The 18,499-nt window shown below is 64.6% G+C and carries 15 protein-coding genes and 6 tRNA genes; 18 read left to right on the top strand and 3 right to left on the bottom strand.

The window, feature by feature from the left end:
* Nucleotides 1-133 precede the first annotated feature (133 nt).
* Nucleotides 134-1,582 (bottom strand): D-alanyl-D-alanine carboxypeptidase/D-alanyl-D-alanine endopeptidase, encoded by a 1,449-nt coding sequence (gene dacB, locus V6F88_RS25405; protein ID WP_442880395.1) that lies wholly within the window; start codon nucleotides 1,580-1,582, stop codon nucleotides 134-136.
* A gap of 193 nt (nucleotides 1,583-1,775) precedes the next feature.
* Here dacB and queA point away from each other — a divergent pair, with 193 nt between their 5' ends.
* From queA to V6F88_RS25370, 7 genes are all read left to right on the top strand, one after another.
* Nucleotides 1,776-2,834, top strand: coding sequence for a tRNA preQ1(34) S-adenosylmethionine ribosyltransferase-isomerase QueA (gene queA / locus V6F88_RS25400; protein ID WP_332613067.1), 1,059 nt, complete (start codon nucleotides 1,776-1,778; stop codon nucleotides 2,832-2,834).
* Nucleotides 2,831-3,967, top strand: a complete 1,137-nt coding sequence (gene tgt, locus V6F88_RS25395; protein WP_332613066.1) for a tRNA guanosine(34) transglycosylase Tgt — start codon at nucleotides 2,831-2,833, stop codon at nucleotides 3,965-3,967. The genes queA and tgt overlap by 4 nt, the downstream gene beginning before the upstream one ends.
* Before the next feature lie 250 nt (nucleotides 3,968-4,217).
* Nucleotides 4,218-4,562 carry a preprotein translocase subunit YajC gene (yajC, locus tag V6F88_RS25390; RefSeq protein WP_006221220.1) on the top strand — a complete coding sequence of 115 codons (345 nt, stop codon included), beginning with the start codon at nucleotides 4,218-4,220 and terminating at the stop codon, nucleotides 4,560-4,562.
* Nucleotides 4,563-4,672: 110 nt separating this feature from the next.
* Nucleotides 4,673-6,553, top strand: a complete 1,881-nt coding sequence (gene secD, locus V6F88_RS25385; protein ID WP_332613065.1) for a protein translocase subunit SecD — start codon at nucleotides 4,673-4,675, stop codon at nucleotides 6,551-6,553.
* Between the two features lie 54 nt (nucleotides 6,554-6,607).
* Nucleotides 6,608-7,543: a protein translocase subunit SecF gene (secF, locus tag V6F88_RS25380; protein WP_332613063.1), complete on the top strand. Its 936-nt coding sequence runs from the start codon at nucleotides 6,608-6,610 to the stop codon at nucleotides 7,541-7,543.
* A 539-nt stretch (nucleotides 7,544-8,082) separates the two neighbouring features.
* Nucleotides 8,083-8,760 carry a VOC family protein gene (locus V6F88_RS25375; protein ID WP_332613062.1) on the top strand — a complete coding sequence of 226 codons (678 nt, stop codon included), beginning with the start codon at nucleotides 8,083-8,085 and terminating at the stop codon, nucleotides 8,758-8,760.
* A gap of 36 nt (nucleotides 8,761-8,796) precedes the next feature.
* On the top strand, nucleotides 8,797-9,534 hold the full coding sequence (locus V6F88_RS25370) for an alanyl-tRNA editing protein (RefSeq protein ID WP_332613061.1): 738 nt from the start codon (nucleotides 8,797-8,799) through the stop codon (nucleotides 9,532-9,534).
* 62 nt (nucleotides 9,535-9,596) lie between these two features.
* Here the strand turns inward: V6F88_RS25370 and V6F88_RS25365 are convergent, their stop codons facing one another.
* Nucleotides 9,597-10,364 (bottom strand): phosphatase PAP2 family protein, encoded by a 768-nt coding sequence (locus V6F88_RS25365; RefSeq protein ID WP_332613060.1) that lies wholly within the window; start codon nucleotides 10,362-10,364, stop codon nucleotides 9,597-9,599.
* Nucleotides 10,365-10,556: 192 nt separating this feature from the next.
* Here V6F88_RS25365 and miaB point away from each other — a divergent pair, with 192 nt between their 5' ends.
* The 5 genes from miaB to lnt all read left to right on the top strand — a co-directional run bounded on the left by miaB (nucleotide 10,557) and on the right by lnt (nucleotide 16,223).
* Nucleotides 10,557-12,011 (top strand): tRNA (N6-isopentenyl adenosine(37)-C2)-methylthiotransferase MiaB, encoded by a 1,455-nt coding sequence (gene miaB / locus V6F88_RS25360; protein WP_332613059.1) that lies wholly within the window; start codon nucleotides 10,557-10,559, stop codon nucleotides 12,009-12,011.
* On the top strand, nucleotides 12,008-13,033 hold the full coding sequence (locus V6F88_RS25355; protein ID WP_104145559.1) for a PhoH family protein: 1,026 nt from the start codon (nucleotides 12,008-12,010) through the stop codon (nucleotides 13,031-13,033). The genes miaB and V6F88_RS25355 overlap by 4 nt, the downstream gene beginning before the upstream one ends.
* Complete coding sequence (ybeY, locus tag V6F88_RS25350) at nucleotides 13,023-13,499, top strand: rRNA maturation RNase YbeY (RefSeq protein WP_332613057.1); 477 nt, start codon at nucleotides 13,023-13,025, stop codon at nucleotides 13,497-13,499. Before V6F88_RS25355 ends, ybeY begins: the two co-directional genes overlap by 11 nt.
* 205 nt (nucleotides 13,500-13,704) lie before the next feature.
* A complete protein-coding gene (locus V6F88_RS25345; protein ID WP_332613055.1) occupies nucleotides 13,705-14,595 on the top strand; it encodes an HlyC/CorC family transporter in 891 nt (296 codons plus the stop codon).
* Entirely contained in the window at nucleotides 14,592-16,223 is a 1,632-nt protein-coding gene (gene lnt / locus V6F88_RS25340) for an apolipoprotein N-acyltransferase (protein ID WP_332613054.1), read from the top strand. Before V6F88_RS25345 ends, lnt begins: the two co-directional genes overlap by 4 nt.
* A 12-nt stretch (nucleotides 16,224-16,235) precedes the next feature.
* On the opposite strand, the gene V6F88_RS25335 is transcribed toward lnt, so the two are convergent.
* Nucleotides 16,236-17,291 carry an aldo/keto reductase gene (locus V6F88_RS25335; RefSeq protein ID WP_332613052.1) on the bottom strand — a complete coding sequence of 352 codons (1,056 nt, stop codon included), beginning with the start codon at nucleotides 17,289-17,291 and terminating at the stop codon, nucleotides 16,236-16,238.
* 359 nt (nucleotides 17,292-17,650) lie between these two features.
* Here V6F88_RS25335 and V6F88_RS25330 point away from each other — a divergent pair.
* The 6 genes from V6F88_RS25330 (at nucleotide 17,651) to V6F88_RS25305 (ending at nucleotide 18,466) form a co-directional block, all read left to right on the top strand.
* A tRNA-Ala gene (locus tag V6F88_RS25330) sits at nucleotides 17,651-17,726 on the top strand.
* A gap of 48 nt (nucleotides 17,727-17,774) precedes the next feature.
* Nucleotides 17,775-17,850 (top strand) — tRNA-Glu (locus tag V6F88_RS25325).
* A gap of 69 nt (nucleotides 17,851-17,919) precedes the next feature.
* Nucleotides 17,920-17,996: transfer RNA gene (locus V6F88_RS25320), tRNA-Asp, on the top strand.
* A gap of 104 nt (nucleotides 17,997-18,100) precedes the next feature.
* A tRNA-Ala gene (locus V6F88_RS25315) sits at nucleotides 18,101-18,176 on the top strand.
* Between the two features lie 60 nt (nucleotides 18,177-18,236).
* Nucleotides 18,237-18,312 (top strand) — tRNA-Glu (locus V6F88_RS25310).
* A gap of 77 nt (nucleotides 18,313-18,389) precedes the next feature.
* Nucleotides 18,390-18,466 (top strand) — tRNA-Asp (locus V6F88_RS25305).
* The last annotated feature ends 33 nt before the right edge of the window (nucleotides 18,467-18,499 follow it).

Here is an 18,499-nt window from a genome sequence, read left to right as displayed (position 1 = left end):
CTCCAGAATATTGAAATACAGGGTTTGTCGCCTCAGGCGGCCGTTCGCAAGCCGCAACTGAGGATCGTAATCGGTTTAAAGGCCTTGGGGGGAGCAGCAAGCGCACAGAGTGCGCGCGGCGCGCGGGCCACATTCATTGATCGGCCAGCCATGCAATCAGTGCGTCGTCGAAAGCCCGGACGGCGCCTGCCTGTTCGTGGTTCACGATGCTGACAACCACGTAACGCTTGCCGCTGGCTCCCAGCACGTAACCGGCGATGGATCGCACGTCGCGCAGCGAGCCGGTCTTCAGGTGCGCCATGCCCTGCGTGCCATCGCCCTTCAGGCGGCGGCGCACCGTGCCGTCCACCCCGGCAATCGCAAAGGAAGATATGTATTCGGGCATGACCGGCGAATTCCACGCCACGGTCAGCATCGACGCCAGGCTGTCGGCCGACACCCGGGCCTCGCGCGACAGCCCCGCGCCGTTGTCGATGACCAGTTCGGGCATGTCCAGGCCCTGCTTGACCAGCGCGCCCTTGGCCGCCGCCTCGCTGCTGGTCACCGTGGCCGGCCGGCGGCCGCGCTCGGCGCCCAGCGTCAGCAGCAGCGTGCGCGCCATGACGTTGTTGCTGCGCTTGTTGATCTGGCGGATGACCTCGGACAAGGTCGGGGATTCATGCGAGGCCAGCACCACGGCGTCCGCCGGCACCATGCCCGATTTGACCTGCCCCTTGAACGTGCCGCCCAGTTCCTTCCACAACATGCGGAAGATTTCGGTGGCGTAATCCGGCTGCGACAGCGCCAGCCGATACAGGCTGAATTCGCCGCAGGACCCGGCCACCTTGCCGCCGACGCGGATCGTCACGCCCTGCTGGGTGATGAGCGGTTCGGTCGTGACGACCGGCGGGCCGGGACAGCGGATGTCGCTCCATTGCACGCTGCCTTCAATCTTCAGGCCGGGCAAGGGCGGGTCGATCAACGGCACCCACTTCTGGGCCACGGGGTCGGGGGTGAACAACAGGCGCAGCGCGCCAAAACCCACCATCAGCGCATCGGGGCTGGCGTTGTAGGCGCGGTCCGGGGCGCCGTCGAAAGCGCCCGGGTCCGTGGCGACCTGGCCGAATATGCTGCGGTCGATAATCAGGTCATTGATCTGCTTGACGCCGCGCAGGCGCAGTTCGCGCAGCAGCGCCCACAGGTCCTGCATCAGAAACTGGGGGTCGCCGCCCGCGCGCAGATACAAAGGGCCGGCCAGGACGCCACGGGCATCGGGCCGGGCGCCGGGCGCCGTCATGAATTCGGTGCGCCAGACGTAGTTGGGGCCCAGCTCGGACAACGCGGCCCACGTCGTGACCAGCTTCATCACCGACGCCGGGTTGCGGGGTTCTTTCGCGTTCAGCGCAATCAACCGCTGTCCGCCCAGCTCTTGCACCACCAGCGACAACGAACTGTCGGGCAGCTTGCTGGCTTTCCAGGCATTCACGACGTTGGGCGGCAGGCCCTGGACCTGCGCGCAGGCGGCGCCGGCCGACAGGGCCATCAGCGCGCCGGCCAACCACCGCTTCAGCCCGCCACACCGCTTCATCGCTTGTCCCGTCATGCCTAGTCCACCGGTTGCTATTGCTCTCAAGACCGAGAGCATACAAAACCTGGGACGGTTACGGGCGGCAGGCCGATCCGGCCCTGATAACCTTCGCCTTTACAATAGCCGGTTGCCCCGAGCTTGCCCGGCCGCCGCCATCAGCGTTTACCGGGCCGCCCCTCCTGACAGACAGATACCCGCAGATACCCGCGTGACCCAGTCCCTGACCGTTTCCGACTTCAATTACGAGCTGCCGCCAGAACTTATCGCGCAGACGCCCGCCGCCCAGCGCACGGGTAGCCGCCTGCTGCATCTGGATGCCGCCAGCCAACTGCACGACCGACAGTTCGCCGACCTGGTCGGCCTGCTGCGTCCGGATGACCTGCTGGTGTTCAACGACACCCGCGTCATCAAGGCGCGGCTGGCGGGCCATAAGATCACCGGCGGCAAGATCGAGGTGCTGGTCGAACGCATCACCGAGTCCGACCGCGTGCTGGCCCATGTGCGCGCCAGCAAATCGCCCGGCCCGGGCATGGTGCTGCGTCTGGCCGACGCCTTTGACGCCACCGTGCTCGGCCGCGAAGGCGAGCTTTTCGACATCCGCTTTCCCGGCCCGGTGCTGGACCTGCTGGACGCGCACGGCGCCACGCCGCTGCCGCCCTACATCACGCACGCGGCCGACGCAGGCGACGACGACCGCTACCAGACCGTCTACGCCCGCGAGCCCGGCGCGGTCGCCGCCCCCACGGCGGGCCTGCACTTTGACCAGCCCACGCTGGACCGCCTGGCCAGCCTGGGCATCGCGCGCGCTTTTGTCACGCTGCACGTGGGCGCGGGCACCTTCCAGCCGGTGCGGGTCGACAACCTGGCCGACCACATCATGCACGCCGAATGGTTCACCGTGCCCCAGGCCACCGTGGACGCCATCGCCGCCGCCCGCACCAAGGGCGGCCGGGTGATCGCCGTGGGCACGACCAGCGTGCGCGCGCTGGAATCGGCGGCGGCGCAATCCGAAGGGCGCACCGCCCCCGGCCTGCCGCTGGCCGCCGCCCAGGGCGACACCCGCCTTTTCATCACCCCCGGCTACCGGTACCGCGTCGTGGACGCCCTGGTCACCAACTTCCACCTTCCCCAGTCGACCCTGCTGATGCTGGTGTCGGCGCTGGCCGGCGTTGAGCCGATCCGCCGCGCCTACGCCCATGCGGTGGCCCAGCGCTACCGCTTCTTCAGCTATGGCGACGCCATGTTTATCGAGTCCCCCGCCCCATGACCGGTCTGAACTTTGAACTGCTAGCCACCGACGGCGGCGCCCGCCGCGGCCGCATCACGCTGAACCACGGCGTGGTCGAGACGCCCATCTTCATGCCCGTGGGCACCTATGGCAGCGTCAAGGCCATGATGCCGCACGAGCTTAAAGAGATCGGCTCGCAGATCGTGCTGGGCAACACGTTCCACCTGTGGCTGCGCCCGGGCACGGACATCATGGAAAAGCACGGCGGCCTGCACGGCTTCATGCAGTGGGACAAACCCATCCTGACCGACTCGGGCGGCTTCCAGGTGTTCAGCCTGCAAGGCATGCGCAAGATCACCGAGGAAGGCGTGAAGTTTGCGTCACCCATCGACGGCGCGCGGCTGTTCCTGACGCCCGAAGAATCGATGCGTATCCAGCGTTCGCTCAATTCCGACATCGTGATGGTGTTTGACGAATGCACGCCGTATGAAATCGACGGGCGCCCCGCCACCGTGGAAGAAGCCGCCCGGTCCATGCGCATGTCCTTGCGCTGGGCGCGCCGCTCGCGCGATGAATTCGACCGCCTGGGCAACCCCAACGCGCTGTTCGGCATCGTGCAAGGCGGCATGTACGAATCCCTGCGCGACGAATCGCTGGCCGGGCTGCAAGACATCGGTTTTCACGGCTACGCCATCGGCGGCCTGTCGGTGGGCGAGCCCAAGGAAGACATGATGCGCATCCTGGCGCACGTCACCCCCAAGCTGCCGGCCCAGGCGCCGCGCTACCTGATGGGCGTGGGCACGCCGGAAGACCTGGTCGAAGGCGTCAGCCGCGGCGTGGACATGTTCGATTGCGTCATGCCCACCCGCAACGCCCGCAACGGCTGGCTGTTTACCCGTTTTGGCGACGTCAAGATCCGCAACGCCAAATACCGCGACGACACCCGGCCGCTGGACCCCAGCTGCGCCTGCCACACCTGCGGCAACTTCTCGCGCGCCTATCTGCACCACCTGCAACGGGCCAACGAGATCACCGGCGCGCGCCTGAACACCCTGCACAACCTGCATTTCTACCTGACGATCATGCAGGAAATGCGCGAAGCCATCGCCGAAGGACGCTTTGAAGCGTGGCGCGCGCAGTTCGCGGCCGACCGGGCGCGCGGCATCGAATAAACCGGCCTTTTTCCAGGGGGGGTCTTTTTTATTGGGATTCCGTCCCCATAGATTGGGATCCATCCCTAGTGAAAGGCCGGCAATAACATAGATACAATAGTCGGCTTGCCCTATCCATGGCTCGCGCGGGGATGGGCGCATAACAACACAGCTAAGGGGTTTGGCAATGACCCACGGTTACATAGAGAACCCGGGCATGGCCGGCCGTAGCAACAAACAACCCACACAGACTTAAACGCAGGAGAATTCAATGTCCGTTATCGATACCGCAAGCCTCGTCGTGGCACAAGCCGCCGCCCCTGAAGGTAATGCGTTGATGGGCATGTTGCCCATCGTCCTGATGTTCGTGATCCTCTACTTCCTGATGATCCGCCCGCAGATGAAGCGTCAGAAGGAACACCGCAACCTGATCGCCGCCCTGGCCAAGGGTGACGAAGTGGTCACGGCCGGCGGCATGCTGGGCAAGGTCACCAAGGTCAACGACAGCTACGTGACCGTTGAAGTGTCCGAACTGGCCGACAAGCCCGTTGAAGTCATCATGCAGAAGTCGTCGGTTTCGACGGTGCTTCCTAAAGGAACCATCAAGGCCCTTTAAGCGTCTAATAGAGCCCCCGTCGGGCTCTTACGTTTGATGGGACCCACCGCCGCCCGCCGCGTTCATCGCCCGGGCGGCCCTTTTATCACCCTGACATGAAGTAGCCGGCAATGAACCGCTATCCCCTCTGGAAGTACATTACGGTCCTGATCGCGGTCATCATTGGCCTCTTGTACACGCTTCCGAATTTCTACGGCGAGTCTCCCGCGGTCCAGGTTTCCAGCGCCAAGGCCACCATCAAGGTGGATGCGGCGATGTTGAGCCGGGTCGATCAAATCCTGACCGAAGCCAAGATTCCGAACGAAGGCGTCTTCTACGAACAAAACGGCACGCTCGGTACCGTGCGCGCCCGTTTCTCCTCGACCGACCTGCAATTGCAGGCGCGCGATCTGCTCGACAAATCCCTGAACACCGTTGCCGGCGACCCCCACTACACCGTGGCGCTGAACCTGCTGCCCGCCTCGCCCGCCTGGATGCGCGCGATGGGCTGGTTCGCCCCCAAGCCGATGTACCTGGGGCTGGACTTGCGCGGTGGCGTGCACTTCCTGCTGCAAGTGGACATGCAGGGCGCACTGACCGCCCGCTACGACTCCCTGGCCGCCGACGTGCGTTCGGTGTTGCGTGACCAGAAGGTCAACGTGGCCGGCGTCGAGCGCTCGGGCATGGGCGTGGCCGCCACGTTCGCCAACACCGACGACCGTGACCGCGCCATCGCCACCCTGCGCACCCGCCTGCCCGATCTGGAATTCACGGAACGCGAAGAAGGCGGCAAGCAAGTGCTGCTGGGCGCCCTGAACCCGGCCGCCGTCCAGCGCGTGCAGGATTCCGCGCTGAAGCAGAACATCAACACCCTGCACAACCGCATCAACGAACTGGGCGTGGCCGAACCGGTCATTCAGCAACAGGGCGCGGACCGCATCGTGGTGCAGCTGCCCGGCGTGCAGGACGTGGCCAAGGCCAAGGAACTGCTGGGCCGCACCGCCACGCTGGAAATCCGCATGGTTGACGACACCCCCACCGCGCAAGCCGCGCTGTTGGGCGGCACCGTGCCTTTCGGCCTGGAACGCTACAACGATCGTGACGGCCGCCCCATCCTGGTTCGCCGCCAGGTCGTGCTGACGGGTGAAAACCTGCAAGACGCGCAGCCGGGCCGCGATTCGCAAACCCAGCAAGCCGCCGTCCACCTGACGCTGGATTCCAAGGGCGCGCGCATCTTCCGCGACGTCACCCGCGACAACATCGGCAAGCGCATGGCCATCCTGCTGTTTGAAAACGGCAAGGGCGAAGTGGTCACGGCGCCGGTCATCCGCAGCGAAATCGCGGGCGGCCAAGTGCAGATCTCGGGCAGCATGAGCTCCGAAGAAGCCGCCGACACCGCCCTGCTGCTGCGCGCCGGTGCGCTGGCCGCGCCGATGTCGATCATCGAAGAACGCACCATCGGCCCGAGCCTGGGCGCCGACAACATCTCGAAGGGCTTCCATTCGACGCTGTACGGTTTCCTGGCCATCGCCGTCTTCATCATCCTGTACTACCACCTGTTCGGTGTGTTCTCCACGGTGGGCCTGACGCTGAACGTGCTGCTGCTTCTGGCGCTGCTGTCCATGCTGCAAGCCACGCTGACCTTGCCGGGTATCGCCGCTATCGCGCTGACGCTGGGCATGGCCATTGACTCAAACGTGCTGATCAACGAGCGGATACGGGAAGAACTGCGCGCCGGGGCGACCCCGCAGCAGGCCATCCACCAAGGTTTCGAACGCGCCTGGGGCACGATTCTTGACTCGAACCTCACGACGCTCATCGTCGGTCTGGCGCTGCTGGCCTTCGGCTCGGGTCCGATCCGGGGCTTCGCGGTGGTGCACTGCCTGGGCATCCTGACGTCGATGTTCTCGTCGGTCGTTGGCGTGCGCGCCCTGGCCAACCTGTACTACGGCCGCAAGAAGAAGCTCTCCACGATCTCCATCGGCGAGATCTGGAAACCGAAGGCAAACTGACAATAAGGCGGACGGCCCACAGCCGTCCGCCATAAAAAGAACCGAAGGCGAAAAATGGAATTTTTCCGTATTCACCGCACCATCCCGTTCATGCGCCATGCGTTGGTGCTGAACATCATCAGCCTCGTCACGTTCGCGCTGGCGGTCTTCTTCATCGTCACGCGGGGCTTCCACCTGTCGATCGAATTCACCGGCGGCACGGTCATGGAAGTCAACTACGCCCAGACGGCGCAGTTGGAAAACGTGCGTGGCGCGGTGTCCAAGCTGGGCTACTCCGACTTCCAGGTGCAGAACTTCGGCACCTCGCGCGACGTCATGATCCGCCTGCCGCTGCAGGAAGGCCAAACGTCGGCCACGCAAAGCGAAAGCGTGCTGGCCGCGCTGAAGACGGCCGATTCCAGCGTCGAGCTACGCCGCGTGGAATTCGTCGGGCCGCAGGTCGGCCAGGAACTGCTGCACAACGGCTTGATGGCCCTGCTGGTCGTGGTGATCGGCATCATGGTGTACCTGGGCTTTCGCTTCGAATGGAAGTTCGCCGTCGCCGGCGTGATCGCCAACTTGCACGACGTGGTGATCATCCTTGGCTTCTTCGCCTTCTTCCAGTGGGAATTCTCGCTGGCGGTGCTGGCGGGCGTGCTGGCGGTGCTGGGTTACTCCGTGAACGAATCGGTCGTCATCATGGACCGGATCCGCGAGAACTTCCGCAAGTACCGCAAGGCCGACGTCACCGAAGTCATCAACAGCGCCATCACCCAGACCATCTCGCGAACCATCATCACCCACGGTTCGACGCAGATGATGGTGCTGGCCATGCTCTTCTTCGGCGGCCCCAGCCTGCACTACTTCGCCATGGCACTGACCATCGGCATCTGGTTCGGTATCTATTCGTCGGTGTTCGTCGCCGCCGCGCTGGCCATGTGGATGGGCGTCAAGCGCGAAGACCTGATCAAGCCGGTCAAGAAAGAAGGCGAGGAAGGCGAAGTCGCCTGATCCCAGCCCGCTGACCCCACCTCCCGATTCCGGTCGGGCCGCAAACAAAAACCCGTCGCATGCGCGACGGGTTTTTGCTTTTGGGGCGGCGTGCAAGACGCTTCAAAAAATCCACAGCCGCCACGAATAGTCGCGTTGCCCCTAAGCGCTTGCCTTTGCCGTTCTCGCTACGGGGCGTATTTATTTTTATATCTGAACAGATATATTCATGTGAACGGACATCCCCAAGATGTTGTCCTGGGAAGGCGCATCAAAAAAGGACTTCAAGGCTTTTTCCCTCTCCGTCCAAAAGAGCATGCGAATGCGGCTGTTCGTTGTGCAGGCGGACGGATGACTCCTGGTACCAAACACGTCCTGTACGACCTCGGTTTTGAAGATGCCGCCGACCGGTCTGGATCAGCATGTTGAAATCCGGGTGCGAAAAGCGCGGCAATCCGACACGGCCGGCATCTCCGTCACGGCGTGATCGGCACTGTACCGTTTGGTGTCGTTCTGGTGTACGGGTACGAATCCGCCGGCATTCGCTACCATAGGTCCCCATGAAACTCACCATTGATCATCTCGTCATCGCCGCGGCGGACCTTGCCAGCGGTACGGAATATGTTGCCGGGCGGCTGGGCATCGCGCCACAAACCGGCGGCGCGCACCCGCGCATGGGCACCCACAACCGCGTGCTGGGCATGGCGGGCGGCATGTATCTGGAGGTCATCGCCATAGACCCGGACGCGCCCGCGCCTGAGCGGCCGCGCTGGTTCGGGCTGGACCAGGGCGCCATGCGCGCACGGCTGGAACAGGGCCCTTTCCTGGCGCACTGGGCCGCGCGCGTTCAAGCGCCGCTGGATCTGACGCGCATGCAGGCCGAACACCCCGAGCGTATCGCCCCCGTCATCCCCATGACGCGCGGCGATCTGCGCTGGCGCTTGACGGTGCCGGACGACGGCAGCCTGCCGGCATGGCGCGAGGCGGGCCATGCCGCCGGCGACGGCTTGCTGCCCACGCTGATCCAATGGGATGTGGAAGCCTACCCCGGCGTCAGCCTGCCGCCGCAGCCGTTGACGCTGGTGCGCCTGACGGGATGCCACCCGCAGGCCGGCCTGTTGCGCCAAGGGCTGACCTGGATGGGTGCGGACACCCTGATCGACCTGGAACAAACCGACGGGCAGCCGCGTCTGACCGCGCTGATCGACACGCCGCAAGGGCAGAAGACCCTGGCGTAACCCCCCCGCACATCGCATTCAAACCGGAGACCCCGCATGACAACTACAGCCACCGCCACCGCTACCCGCAAACGTTTCGACGACGAACCCTATCTGGACCAATGCCAGGCCACCATCACGGCCGTCGGCCCCGAAGGCGTCGAGCTGGACGAGACCGTTTGCTACGCGCGTAGCGGCGGGCAGGCGGGCGACAGCGGCACGCTGACGCTGACAGATGGACGCGTGCTGACGTTGGCGGACACGGTGTACGCGGACGACCGCCAGCGCATCCTGCACGTGCTGAGCCTGGCCGAAGGCGACACGCTCCCGCAAGTGGGCGACCGTGTCACCGTGGCCATCGATTGGGAGCGCCGCCATCGCCTGATGCGGCTACACACCTGTCTGCACTTGCTGGGCGCCCTGGTGCCCGCGCCCGTGACCGGTTGCAGCATCTCGGCCGACTCCGCCCGCATCGATTTCGACCTGCCCGAATCCACCCTGGAAAAGACGGAGCTGGCCGAGCGACTGAACGCGCTGATCAACCGTGGCCTGGACGTCACCGTCACCGCCATCACCCCCGAAGAACTGGCGGCGCAACCCGACCTGGTGCGCACGGTGGGCGCGGCGCCCCCGACGGGCACGGCCAAGATCCGCATTGTGGATATCCCCGGGGTGGATCGCCAGCCCTGTGGCGGCACCCACGTGCGCAACACCGGCGAAATCGGCGCGGTGACCATCGCCAAGATCGAAAAGAAAAGCCGCACGAATCGGCGCGTGGTCGTCAACTTTGCATAAGCAACGCGCGATAAAAAAGGGCCGCGATGTTATCGCGGCCCTTGTATAAAGAGCGCCCGGGTTCACGCTTTTTTCCACCAACGCCACGGCGCGCGCAGCGGCCATTGATACTGGCTGCCCAACACGCGGGGCGCCAGCAGATGTCCCACCAGCACCGCGATGCCCGCCGCGGTCATCACGTCGGAAAGGTAGTGGTCCAGGTTGACCAGCCGGCTCATCGCCACCAGCGCGGCCAGCAGCAGGAACACCACGCGCCAGCGCGGCGCCAGGATGCTCAGCACCACGGCCACGGCAAAGGCCGCATAGGTGTGGCTGGACGGAAAGGAATTGAACTGCTGCACGCGTGAAAACGATTCGCCCAGCCCGTAGATTCCTTTTTCGAAGAACAACTCGGGACGCGCGCGGGCCACCGACCGCTTGAGCAACAACACGATCACCCCGCCCACGGCCATGGTCGAGAGCATCAGCAAGCTGCCGCGCGCCATGCTGGCGTAGCTCATGCGCAGCGGGTTGCGCCAGCCGCGCGCCAGACCAATCAGGCCGACCACGTAGAACGCCAGCGCCACGCCGATATACGGGCCGCTTTCGCCCAATTCGCCAACCCATTCGAAGGATTCGTTCACCCCGACGGACACCGACTGCTTGATCCAGATGGCAAGGGGCAAGTCCACCCATCGCGCACTGGCGCCTGCCAACAACGCCAATGCCGCAGCCAGCAACAGCCAGGTCGTCCAGGAAAAGGGGTTGCGGATCGGGTTTTGCACAGCGGGGCCGCGCGCGGCAGGGGGCACGGACGCGGCGGCCCGGGGCGTCAGGGGGTTCGGTGTCATCGGTGCCGCTTACGGGAAAATAGGAACGCTTGAGGAAAAACAGGAATATTACTTGCGGCTGGAATTCAGCCGGCCCGCTATCGTAACGGCGGCGCACCCGCCGGGCCAAGAAACAATTTCCTGGCAAGGGTTAAAATTCCGCCTTTCCACCCCTTTCAGCCCCCGGGATCTACACCCGTCACGGCGACACTCATGCAAGCTACCTCCCTTAAGCGCGCCAACGCGCCCAGCGCCGGCGACTCCGCCGCCGCCGCCCTTCCGGACACTGCCGCCACTGACGCAGGCACCGGTTCCCCCCGCAAGCTGTACATCCGCACCTTCGGCTGCCAGATGAACGAGTACGACTCGGACAAGATGGCCGACGTGCTGCGCGGCGACCAGGGCCTGGAACTGACCGACAACCCCGAAGAAGCCGACGTCATTCTCTTCAACACCTGTTCGGTGCGCGAAAAGGCGCAGGAAAAAGTGTTCTCGGACCTGGGCCGGGTGCAGCACCTGAAAAAGACCAATCCCAACCTGGTGATCGGCGTGGGCGGCTGCGTGGCCAGCCAGGAAGGCGCGGCCATCGTCAAGCGCGCGCCCTATGTTGACGTGGTGTTCGGCCCGCAGACGCTGCACCGCCTGCCCGACCTGATCGCGCGCCGCCGTGCCGAAGGCCGGTCGCAAGTGGACATCAGCTTTCCGGAAATCGAAAAGTTCGACAACATGCCGCCCCCGCGCGTCGATGGCGCCACGGCGTTCGTGTCCATCATGGAAGGCTGTAGCAAGTATTGCAGCTTCTGCGTGGTGCCCTACACGCGCGGCGAAGAAGTCTCGCGCCCCTTCGAGGACGTGCTGATCGAAGTGGCCGACCTGGCCGACCAGGGCGTGAAGGAAGTGACGCTGCTGGGCCAGAATGTGAACGCGTACCGCGGCAAAATGGAAGGCTCGGACGAGATCGCCGACTTTGCCATGCTGCTGGAATACGTGCACGACATCCCGGGCATCGAACGCATCCGCTACACCACGTCGCATCCCAAGGAAATGACCCAGCGCATGGTGGACGCCTACGCCCGCCTGCCCAAGCTGGTGTCGTTCCTGCACCTGCCCGTGCAAGCCGGCAGCGACCGCGTGCTGGCCGGCATGAAGCGGGGCTACACCACGCTGGAATTCAAGTCGGTGGTGCGCCGCCTGCGCGCGGCCCGCCCCGACCTGACGCTGTCGTCCGACTTCATCGTGGGCTTTCCCGGTGAAACGGAAGAAGACTTCGAAAAGACCATGAAGCTGATCGAAGATGTCGGTTTCGACACCTCGTTCTCGTTCGTGTATTCGCGCCGGCCGGGCACGCCCGCCGCCGACCTGACGGACGACACGCCGCAGGACGTCAAGCTGCGCCGCTTGCAGCGCCTGCAAGCGCTGATCAACGAGCAGGCGGCCACCATCGCCCGCAACATGGTCGGCACCCGCCAGCGCCTGCTGGTGGAAGGCCCCTCGCGCCGCGACCCCAACGAACTGATGGGCCGCACCGAGAACAATCGCATCGTGAACTTCGCCGCGCCCGCGCGGCTCATCGGACAAATGGTCGACGTCATCATCACCGAAGCGCACACCAATTCGTTGCGCGCCCGGGTGGCCGATGTGGACCGCGTTCCCCAAGAGGCCGAATGACCACTCCCCGTTCCCGCGCCCGTCGCAGCATGCCCGCCGTCGTCAACCTGGACGGCGACAACACCCACCTGGCCAATCTGTGCGGCCCCCTGGACGAGAATCTGCGCCAACTGGCCGACGGCATGGGCGTGAAGCTGTCGCGCCGAGGCAGCCGCGTCACCATCGAAGGCGAACGCGCCGAACTGGCCGGCCGGGTCTTGCGGCGCTTTCACGAGCAAGCCGTGCACCGCGCCCTGTCGGTCGATGACATCCAGCTGGGCCTGGTCGAAATCGGCGTTGGACGCCAGGAAGACAAACCACAGGAAGCGCAGGTGCGCGAAGCCGATGCCTTGCCGGCCCTGGACGACGACAGCGACAGCATCGCGCTGCGCACCAAGCGCAGTGACCTGCGCCCGCGCACGCCGCGCCAGCGCGACTACCTGAACAACATCCTGAAGCACGACATCACGTTCGGCGTCGGCCCGGCCGGCACCGGCAAGACCTGGCTGGCGGTGGCTTGCGCGATCGATGCCATGGAACGCGATACGGTGCAGCGGCTGGTGCTGACGCGCCCAGCCGTCGAAGCCGGCGAGCGCCTGGGCTTCCTGCCCGGCGACCTGGCCCAGAAGGTGGACCCCTATCTGCGCCCGCTGTACGACGCGCTGTACGACCTGATGGGCTTTGAAAAGGTGCAGCGCCTGTTCGAAAAGCAGACCATCGAAATCGCACCGCTGGCTTATATGCGCGGCCGCACGTTGAACCACGCGTTCGTCATCCTGGACGAAGCGCAGAACACCACGCCGGAACAAATGAAGATGTTCCTGACGCGGATCGGTTTCGGCAGCAAGGCCGTCATCACCGGCGACCCGTCACAGGTGGACCTGCCGCGCGGTCAGGACAGCGGCCTGGCGCATGCGGTCAAGGTGCTGGAAGACGTCCAGGGCATTGCCACCACCCGCTTCACCAGCCGCGATGTCGTGCGCCACCCGCTGGTCGCCCGCATTGTCGACGCCTATGATCGCGCCTCTGAAAATGAAGCCTGATCTGTCCCTGTCCGTTCAATACGGGGTCGAGGAAGCCCGCCTGCCCCGCTGGCGCCTGCGCCGGTGGGCCGAGCGCGCGCTGGCGGCGGCGGCCGAAGACGGCCTGGTGGACTTTTCGGCGGCGGAACTGAGCCTGCGCCTGGTCGGCGCTGCCGAGGGCCGGCGCCTGAACCGCGATTTCCGCGAACGCGACTACGCCACCAATGTGCTCACCTTCGAGTACGGCGTGGACCCGTTGGGCGTGGCGCGCGGCGATATCGTGATGTGCGTGCCGGTGCTGGTGCGCGAGGCGCGCGAACAGCGCAAACCGCTGCTGGAGCACGCGGCCCACCTGACGATTCACGGCGTGCTGCATTCGCTGGGCTACGACCACATCAAGGCACGCGACGCCAAGCGCATGGAAGCCCTGGAAACGGCCACGCTGGCGCGGATGGGCATCGCTGACCCGTACGTGGTGGCCGCTTAGGCCGCCCGGCCAAGCTTGCTCCGAACGCCGCCCGCGTTCGGGCATGCCGCTTGCGGCCCCCTCGGGTCAACCCCTAGCTTCTAGCGAAAAATGGCGTCAAGCAACGCGCAGATGTCGTCGTTTGCCCGCATTTTCAGGGCCGTCGTTACAAAAGCCACGCCAGTTTCGGTTATGCTGGCCCCTCCATAACTTGTCCTCCCGGACGATGTCTGACCCCTACCCTGCTCCTGAAGCGACCTCTGCTCGCTCATCCAAACCCGCCACCAAATCCCTTCTAGACCGCCTGCTTTCCCTTGTGCGCCGAGAGCCCGAGGACCGCGAAGGCATCAAGGCCATTCTGGAAGCTGCCCACGACCGCAACCTGCTGGATGCGGAGTCCTACAAGATGATCAAGGGCGCGCTGGCCGTGTCCGAAGGCACCGTTGGCGACATCATGGTTCCGCGTTCGCGCATGGACCTGCTGGACGTCACGCAGCCCATCCCGTACCTGGTGGCCTCCGTCATCGAAACCGCGCACTCGCGGTTCCCGGTGTACGAGGGTGATCGCGACAACATCATCGGCATCCTGCTGGCCAAGGACTTGCTGCGCTGCATGCTGGAACCCGGCATCGAACTGCGCACGCTGGTCCGCCCGGCCGTGTTCATCCCCGAGTCCAAGCGCCTGAATGTGCTGCTGCACGAATTCCGCGCCAGCCGTAACCACCAGGCCATCGTCATCGACGAGCACGGCGGTATTTCAGGGCTGGTCACGATGGAAGACGTACTGGAACAGATCGTCGGCGACATCGAAGACGAATTCGACGAAACCGAAGAAGACGAGATCTTCCCCGAAGGCGAAAACCAGTGGCGCGTGATGGCGGCCACCGACATCTCGCACTTCAACGAGGTCTTCGGCTGCCAGCTGCCCGACGACGAATACGACAGCGTGGGCGGCTGGATGGGCGGCCAACTGGGCCGCATTCCACGCCGTGGCGACGTGGCCGAATTCGACGGCCTGCGCATGGAAGTGGCTCGCGGTGACGCCCGCCGCGCCATCTGGTTGCGCGTCAAGCGCAACGTGCCTGCCCCAACCTCCCGCCCCAACGACGACGCATGAGCCGTACCCCGCGCAGCATCCTCCTGCGCGGCGCCGCCGGCTTGACGCTGGCGGGCGCCGTGCACGCCCTGACCTTCGCGCCCGGCCCGTTGCCGGATTGGGCGCTGGCCATCACGCAGATACTCATGCTTGCCATCGCGGCGCGCGTCACGCTGACCGCGCCGTCGGCCAAGCAAGCCTGGCTACGCGCCTGGCTGTTCGGCTTTGCCACCTACGCGGTGGGCCTGTATTGGCTGTTCATCAGCATGCATCGCTACGGCGATCTGGCCGCCCCGCTGGCCGTGGCCGGCGTGCTGGCCCTGTCCGCATTTCTAGCGCTGTTTCCCGCCACCGCCAGTGCGCTGACGCGCCGCTACGTTCCGCTGACGGCGGGCGCCACGCCGCTGGGCAGGCTGTCATCCACGCTGGCCTGGGCTGCGCTGTGGGCCGCCTTCGAATGGCTGCGCGCGGTTTTGCTGACCGGCTTCCCGTGGCTGAACATCGGCTACGCACAGGTGGACAGCCCGATTGCGGGATGGGCGCCGATTCTTGGCGTGCACGGCATGGCCTTCTTGGCCGCGTTCGCCGCCGCCGCCATCGCCAGCCTGTGGCAGCCGTCCCGCAAAAAGGCCATGGACTCGCGCCAGGCCCTGGCGGCCGGCGTCGCAGTGGCACTGGCCGCCGTGGGTTGGCCGCTGTCGCGCATCGATTGGTCTTCGCCCACCGGCGACCCGCTTAACGTCAGGCTGATCCAGGGCAACATCGAACAATCACAAAAGTTCGACCCCGCGCTGCTGGAACAAAGTCTGGTGCGCCATCTGGAAATGACCGCGCTGCCGCCCGCGCCCGGCGTGCCCGCGCCGCAGCTGGTGATCCTTCCCGAAACCGTGATGCCGGTTTTCCAGGACCAGCTGGATCCGCGCATCTGGGACGCCTGGCGTGGCGTGGCCGCGCGCGGCAACATGACGATTGCGATGGGCGTGCCGCTGCACGACCGCGTCAATGGCCGCGACCGCTACACCAACAGCGTGGTGGGATTCGACGGCAACACGCCGGTCCAGCAATTGCTTGCCGGCAGCACGGCCATGCGTTACGACAAGCGCCATCTGGTGCCGTGGGGCGAATACGTGCCGCCCGGGTTTCACTGGTTTGTCGACATGCTGAACATTCCGCTGGGCGATTTCGATCGCGGCGCGGCGCGGCAGACGCCGTTTGCGGTTGGCGGCCAGCACATCGCGTTCAACATCTGCTACGAAGACCTGTTCGGCCCCGACCTTTTGCCCGCGCTACAGCCGGGCGCCAATGGCGAGCCCGGCGCAACCATCCTGGTCAACGTCAGCAACCTGGGCTGGTTCGGCAATTCGTGGGCGTTGCGCCAGCACTTGCAGATCGGCCGCCTGCGCACCATGGAAACCGCGCGGCCCATGCTGACGGCCACCAACACCGGCATCACCGCCGCTATCGACGCCAAAGGCCACGTGGCGGCGCAGCTTGCGCCGTTGCAGCCGGGCATGCTGCCGGTATCGGTGCAAGGCATGACGGGGCTGACCCCGTATGCCCGCTTCGGCGACAAACTGGCCTTGGCCTTGATGGGCCTGATTCTGATCGCGGCCATAGGCGGCCACCGCAAGGCTCGGCCCGCCAACTGATCGCTGGGTTTCCTAGCCGAACAAATTTTCCGGCAGCCTGCCGCTGTCTTGCGGCGGGCGCACAGGCCCCTCGCCCGCGCCCGTCAACTCGATGGCTTCGGCAATGGCGTCCATGTCGTCGCTATCCAGTTCCAGTTCGGCAGCGCCCAGCAGGCCATTGACCTGCGCGGCACTGCGCGCGCCGACAATGGCGCCCGTGATGCCCGGCCATGCCAACGTCCATGCCGCGGCGACGGCGGCCACCGTCGTGCCGTGATGTTCCGCGATGGGCTTCATCGCATCTGCCAGCGCCAGGTTCCGGGCAAGGTTCGGCGGCGCGAATTCGGCATTGCGCGCGCGCCAGTCGTCCGGCGGCAGCGCCCGGGCCCGCTCGGCGGAAAAGGCGCCCGTCAGCAGCCCCGACTGCATCGGGCTGTAGACGATCACACCTACGTCATGCTGCGCGCACCAGGGGATCAAGTCGGCGGCCGCGCCACGCTGGATCGCCGAGAAAGGCGGCTGCAGGGAATCCACATGGCCCAGCGCCTCGGCATCCTGCAACTGCGCCAGGTTGTGGTTGGACAGGCCAATGGCGCCCACCTTGCCTTCCTGCTTGAGGGTCAGCAGTTCCTGCCAATAGGTTTCGAGCGGCGTGCCGTCGCCGGCCGGCCAGTGCATTTGATAAAGGTCGAGGCGCTCGACGCCCAGCCGGCGCAGCGACCCTTCGATTTCGCGACGGATGCTGGCCGGCGCACCGGTACGGCGCGGCATCGCCCGCGGGTTGTCGGTCGACCACGTCAGCCCGCATTTGGTGAACACATAGGGCCGTTCGCCGGGCGCCATCTGCGCCAGCGCGCGCCGCACGACGTCTTCGGAATGGCCCAGCCCGTAAACCGCCGCCGTATCGATCCAGTTGATGCCCCGGTCCACGGCCAGGCGAATCGCGGCGATGGAATCGGCGTCGTCTTGCGGGCCCCATCCTACCGCCCAGCCATTGCCGCCAATGGCCCAGGCGCCCAATCCGATACGCGTGATGTCCATGCCGCTTCGGCCCAGGGGCTGGGTGGGAAAAGAAGTCTTTGTGCTCATGCCGGAATTCTCAGGTTGTCGCGCGGTTTTCACGCCAAAGCCGCAGGATGTCGAAAATTTTTTATCGTCCACGATAGCATCCGCACAAGCCTTTGATTTTTCTGGATTCCACGAACCGGAGGCGGGCTCGCGGCGGCCTGATTTCGCTCACAAAATAAGCAGAAAAAGGCATCCCACCCCCATTTTTTTTGTCGTTTTATGATTTTTGCCCGCGATCGACTTGCACACCCGATTTTGTTCGTGCATAATCTCGTTTCTTCGCCAACGGCACTAAACAAAACCGGCAACGAACTACGAAAAAGCGCACAATAAAACGTGTGTTTTGACCGTAAAACGTAGCAGGAATTGATTAGAGAAACGGGGGTATAGCTCAGCTGGGAGAGCGCTTGCATGGCATGCAAGAGGTCAGCGGTTCGATCCCGCTTACCTCCACCAGTCAACAGCGAAGAATGCGGTACCAGTAATGCAGTACAGCAAGTCCAAGTCCCCTTCGTCTAGAGGCCTAGGACATCACCCTTTCACGGTGAGTACAGGGGTTCGAATCCCCTAGGGGACGCCAGTTCACTGGCAGCAGTAAAGAAGTAGATAAGTGCAGTTGAAGTGACAAAGTAGTTGAGTAAGCCGCTGCGGAGCGGTAGTTCAGTTGGTTAGAATACCGGCCTGTCACGCCGGGGGTCGCGGGTTCGAGCCCCGTCCGCTCCGCCAAAAGCTCTCGCTCTGAGTCTTTCAAGAGCTCCGTCTTCGGGGCTTTTTGCTTTTATAGAGTGTGAGACCTTGTTGTTTTCAGTTCAGAACATCAAGGCGCCCTGGGGGGTATAGCTCAGCTGGGAGAGCGCTTGCATGGCATGCAAGAGGTCAGCGGTTCGATCCCGCTTACCTCCACCAGCACTCAGCACCGTAGTACGCAGTACCGTAGTAAAGTTCTTTGCAGTTCTGTTAGTTCAGGTCCCCTTCGTCTAGAGGCCTAGGACATCACCCTTTCACGGTGAGTACAGGGGTTCGAATCCCCTAGGGGACGCCAGCTTTCTGGCATGTAGTTAAAGCTGCCTTGACACCGCAGCGTAGTGATGAAGTTGAAGTTGTTGAGTAAGCCGCTGCGGAGCGGTAGTTCAGTTGGTTAGAATACCGGCCTGTCACGCCGGGGGTCGCGGGTTCGAGCCCCGTCCGCTCCGCCAAGCACTTTAGTGTTTGCCAGCATGCAGCATGAA

Origin of the sequence: Achromobacter sp. ESBL13 (assembly GCF_036668755.1) — a bacterium.
Lineage (GTDB): Bacteria > Pseudomonadota > Gammaproteobacteria > Burkholderiales > Burkholderiaceae_B > Achromobacter.
This window is presented reverse-complemented; position numbering and strand designations above follow the sequence as displayed.

Bases quoted from the DNA above. Each gene is read 5' to 3' on its own strand.
- dacB (WP_442880395.1), bottom strand. From the start codon at position 1,582: ATGACGGGACAAGCGATGAAGCGGTGTGGCGGGCTGAAGCGGTGGTTG.
- tgt (WP_332613066.1), top strand. From the start codon at position 2,831: ATGACCGGTCTGAACTTTGAACTGCTAGCCACCGACGGCGGCGCCCGC.
- yajC (WP_006221220.1), top strand. From the start codon at position 4,218: ATGTCCGTTATCGATACCGCAAGCCTCGTCGTGGCACAAGCCGCCGCC.
- secD (WP_332613065.1), top strand. From the start codon at position 4,673: ATGAACCGCTATCCCCTCTGGAAGTACATTACGGTCCTGATCGCGGTC.
- secF (WP_332613063.1), top strand. From the start codon at position 6,608: ATGGAATTTTTCCGTATTCACCGCACCATCCCGTTCATGCGCCATGCG.
- V6F88_RS25375 (WP_332613062.1), top strand. From the start codon at position 8,083: ATGAAACTCACCATTGATCATCTCGTCATCGCCGCGGCGGACCTTGCC.
- V6F88_RS25370 (WP_332613061.1), top strand. From the start codon at position 8,797: ATGACAACTACAGCCACCGCCACCGCTACCCGCAAACGTTTCGACGAC.
- V6F88_RS25365 (WP_332613060.1), bottom strand. From the start codon at position 10,364: ATGACACCGAACCCCCTGACGCCCCGGGCCGCCGCGTCCGTGCCCCCT.
- miaB (WP_332613059.1), top strand. From the start codon at position 10,557: ATGCAAGCTACCTCCCTTAAGCGCGCCAACGCGCCCAGCGCCGGCGAC.
- V6F88_RS25355 (WP_104145559.1), top strand. From the start codon at position 12,008: ATGACCACTCCCCGTTCCCGCGCCCGTCGCAGCATGCCCGCCGTCGTC.
- ybeY (WP_332613057.1), top strand. From the start codon at position 13,023: ATGAAGCCTGATCTGTCCCTGTCCGTTCAATACGGGGTCGAGGAAGCC.
- V6F88_RS25345 (WP_332613055.1), top strand. From the start codon at position 13,705: ATGTCTGACCCCTACCCTGCTCCTGAAGCGACCTCTGCTCGCTCATCC.
- lnt (WP_332613054.1), top strand. From the start codon at position 14,592: ATGAGCCGTACCCCGCGCAGCATCCTCCTGCGCGGCGCCGCCGGCTTG.
- V6F88_RS25335 (WP_332613052.1), bottom strand. From the start codon at position 17,291: ATGAGCACAAAGACTTCTTTTCCCACCCAGCCCCTGGGCCGAAGCGGC.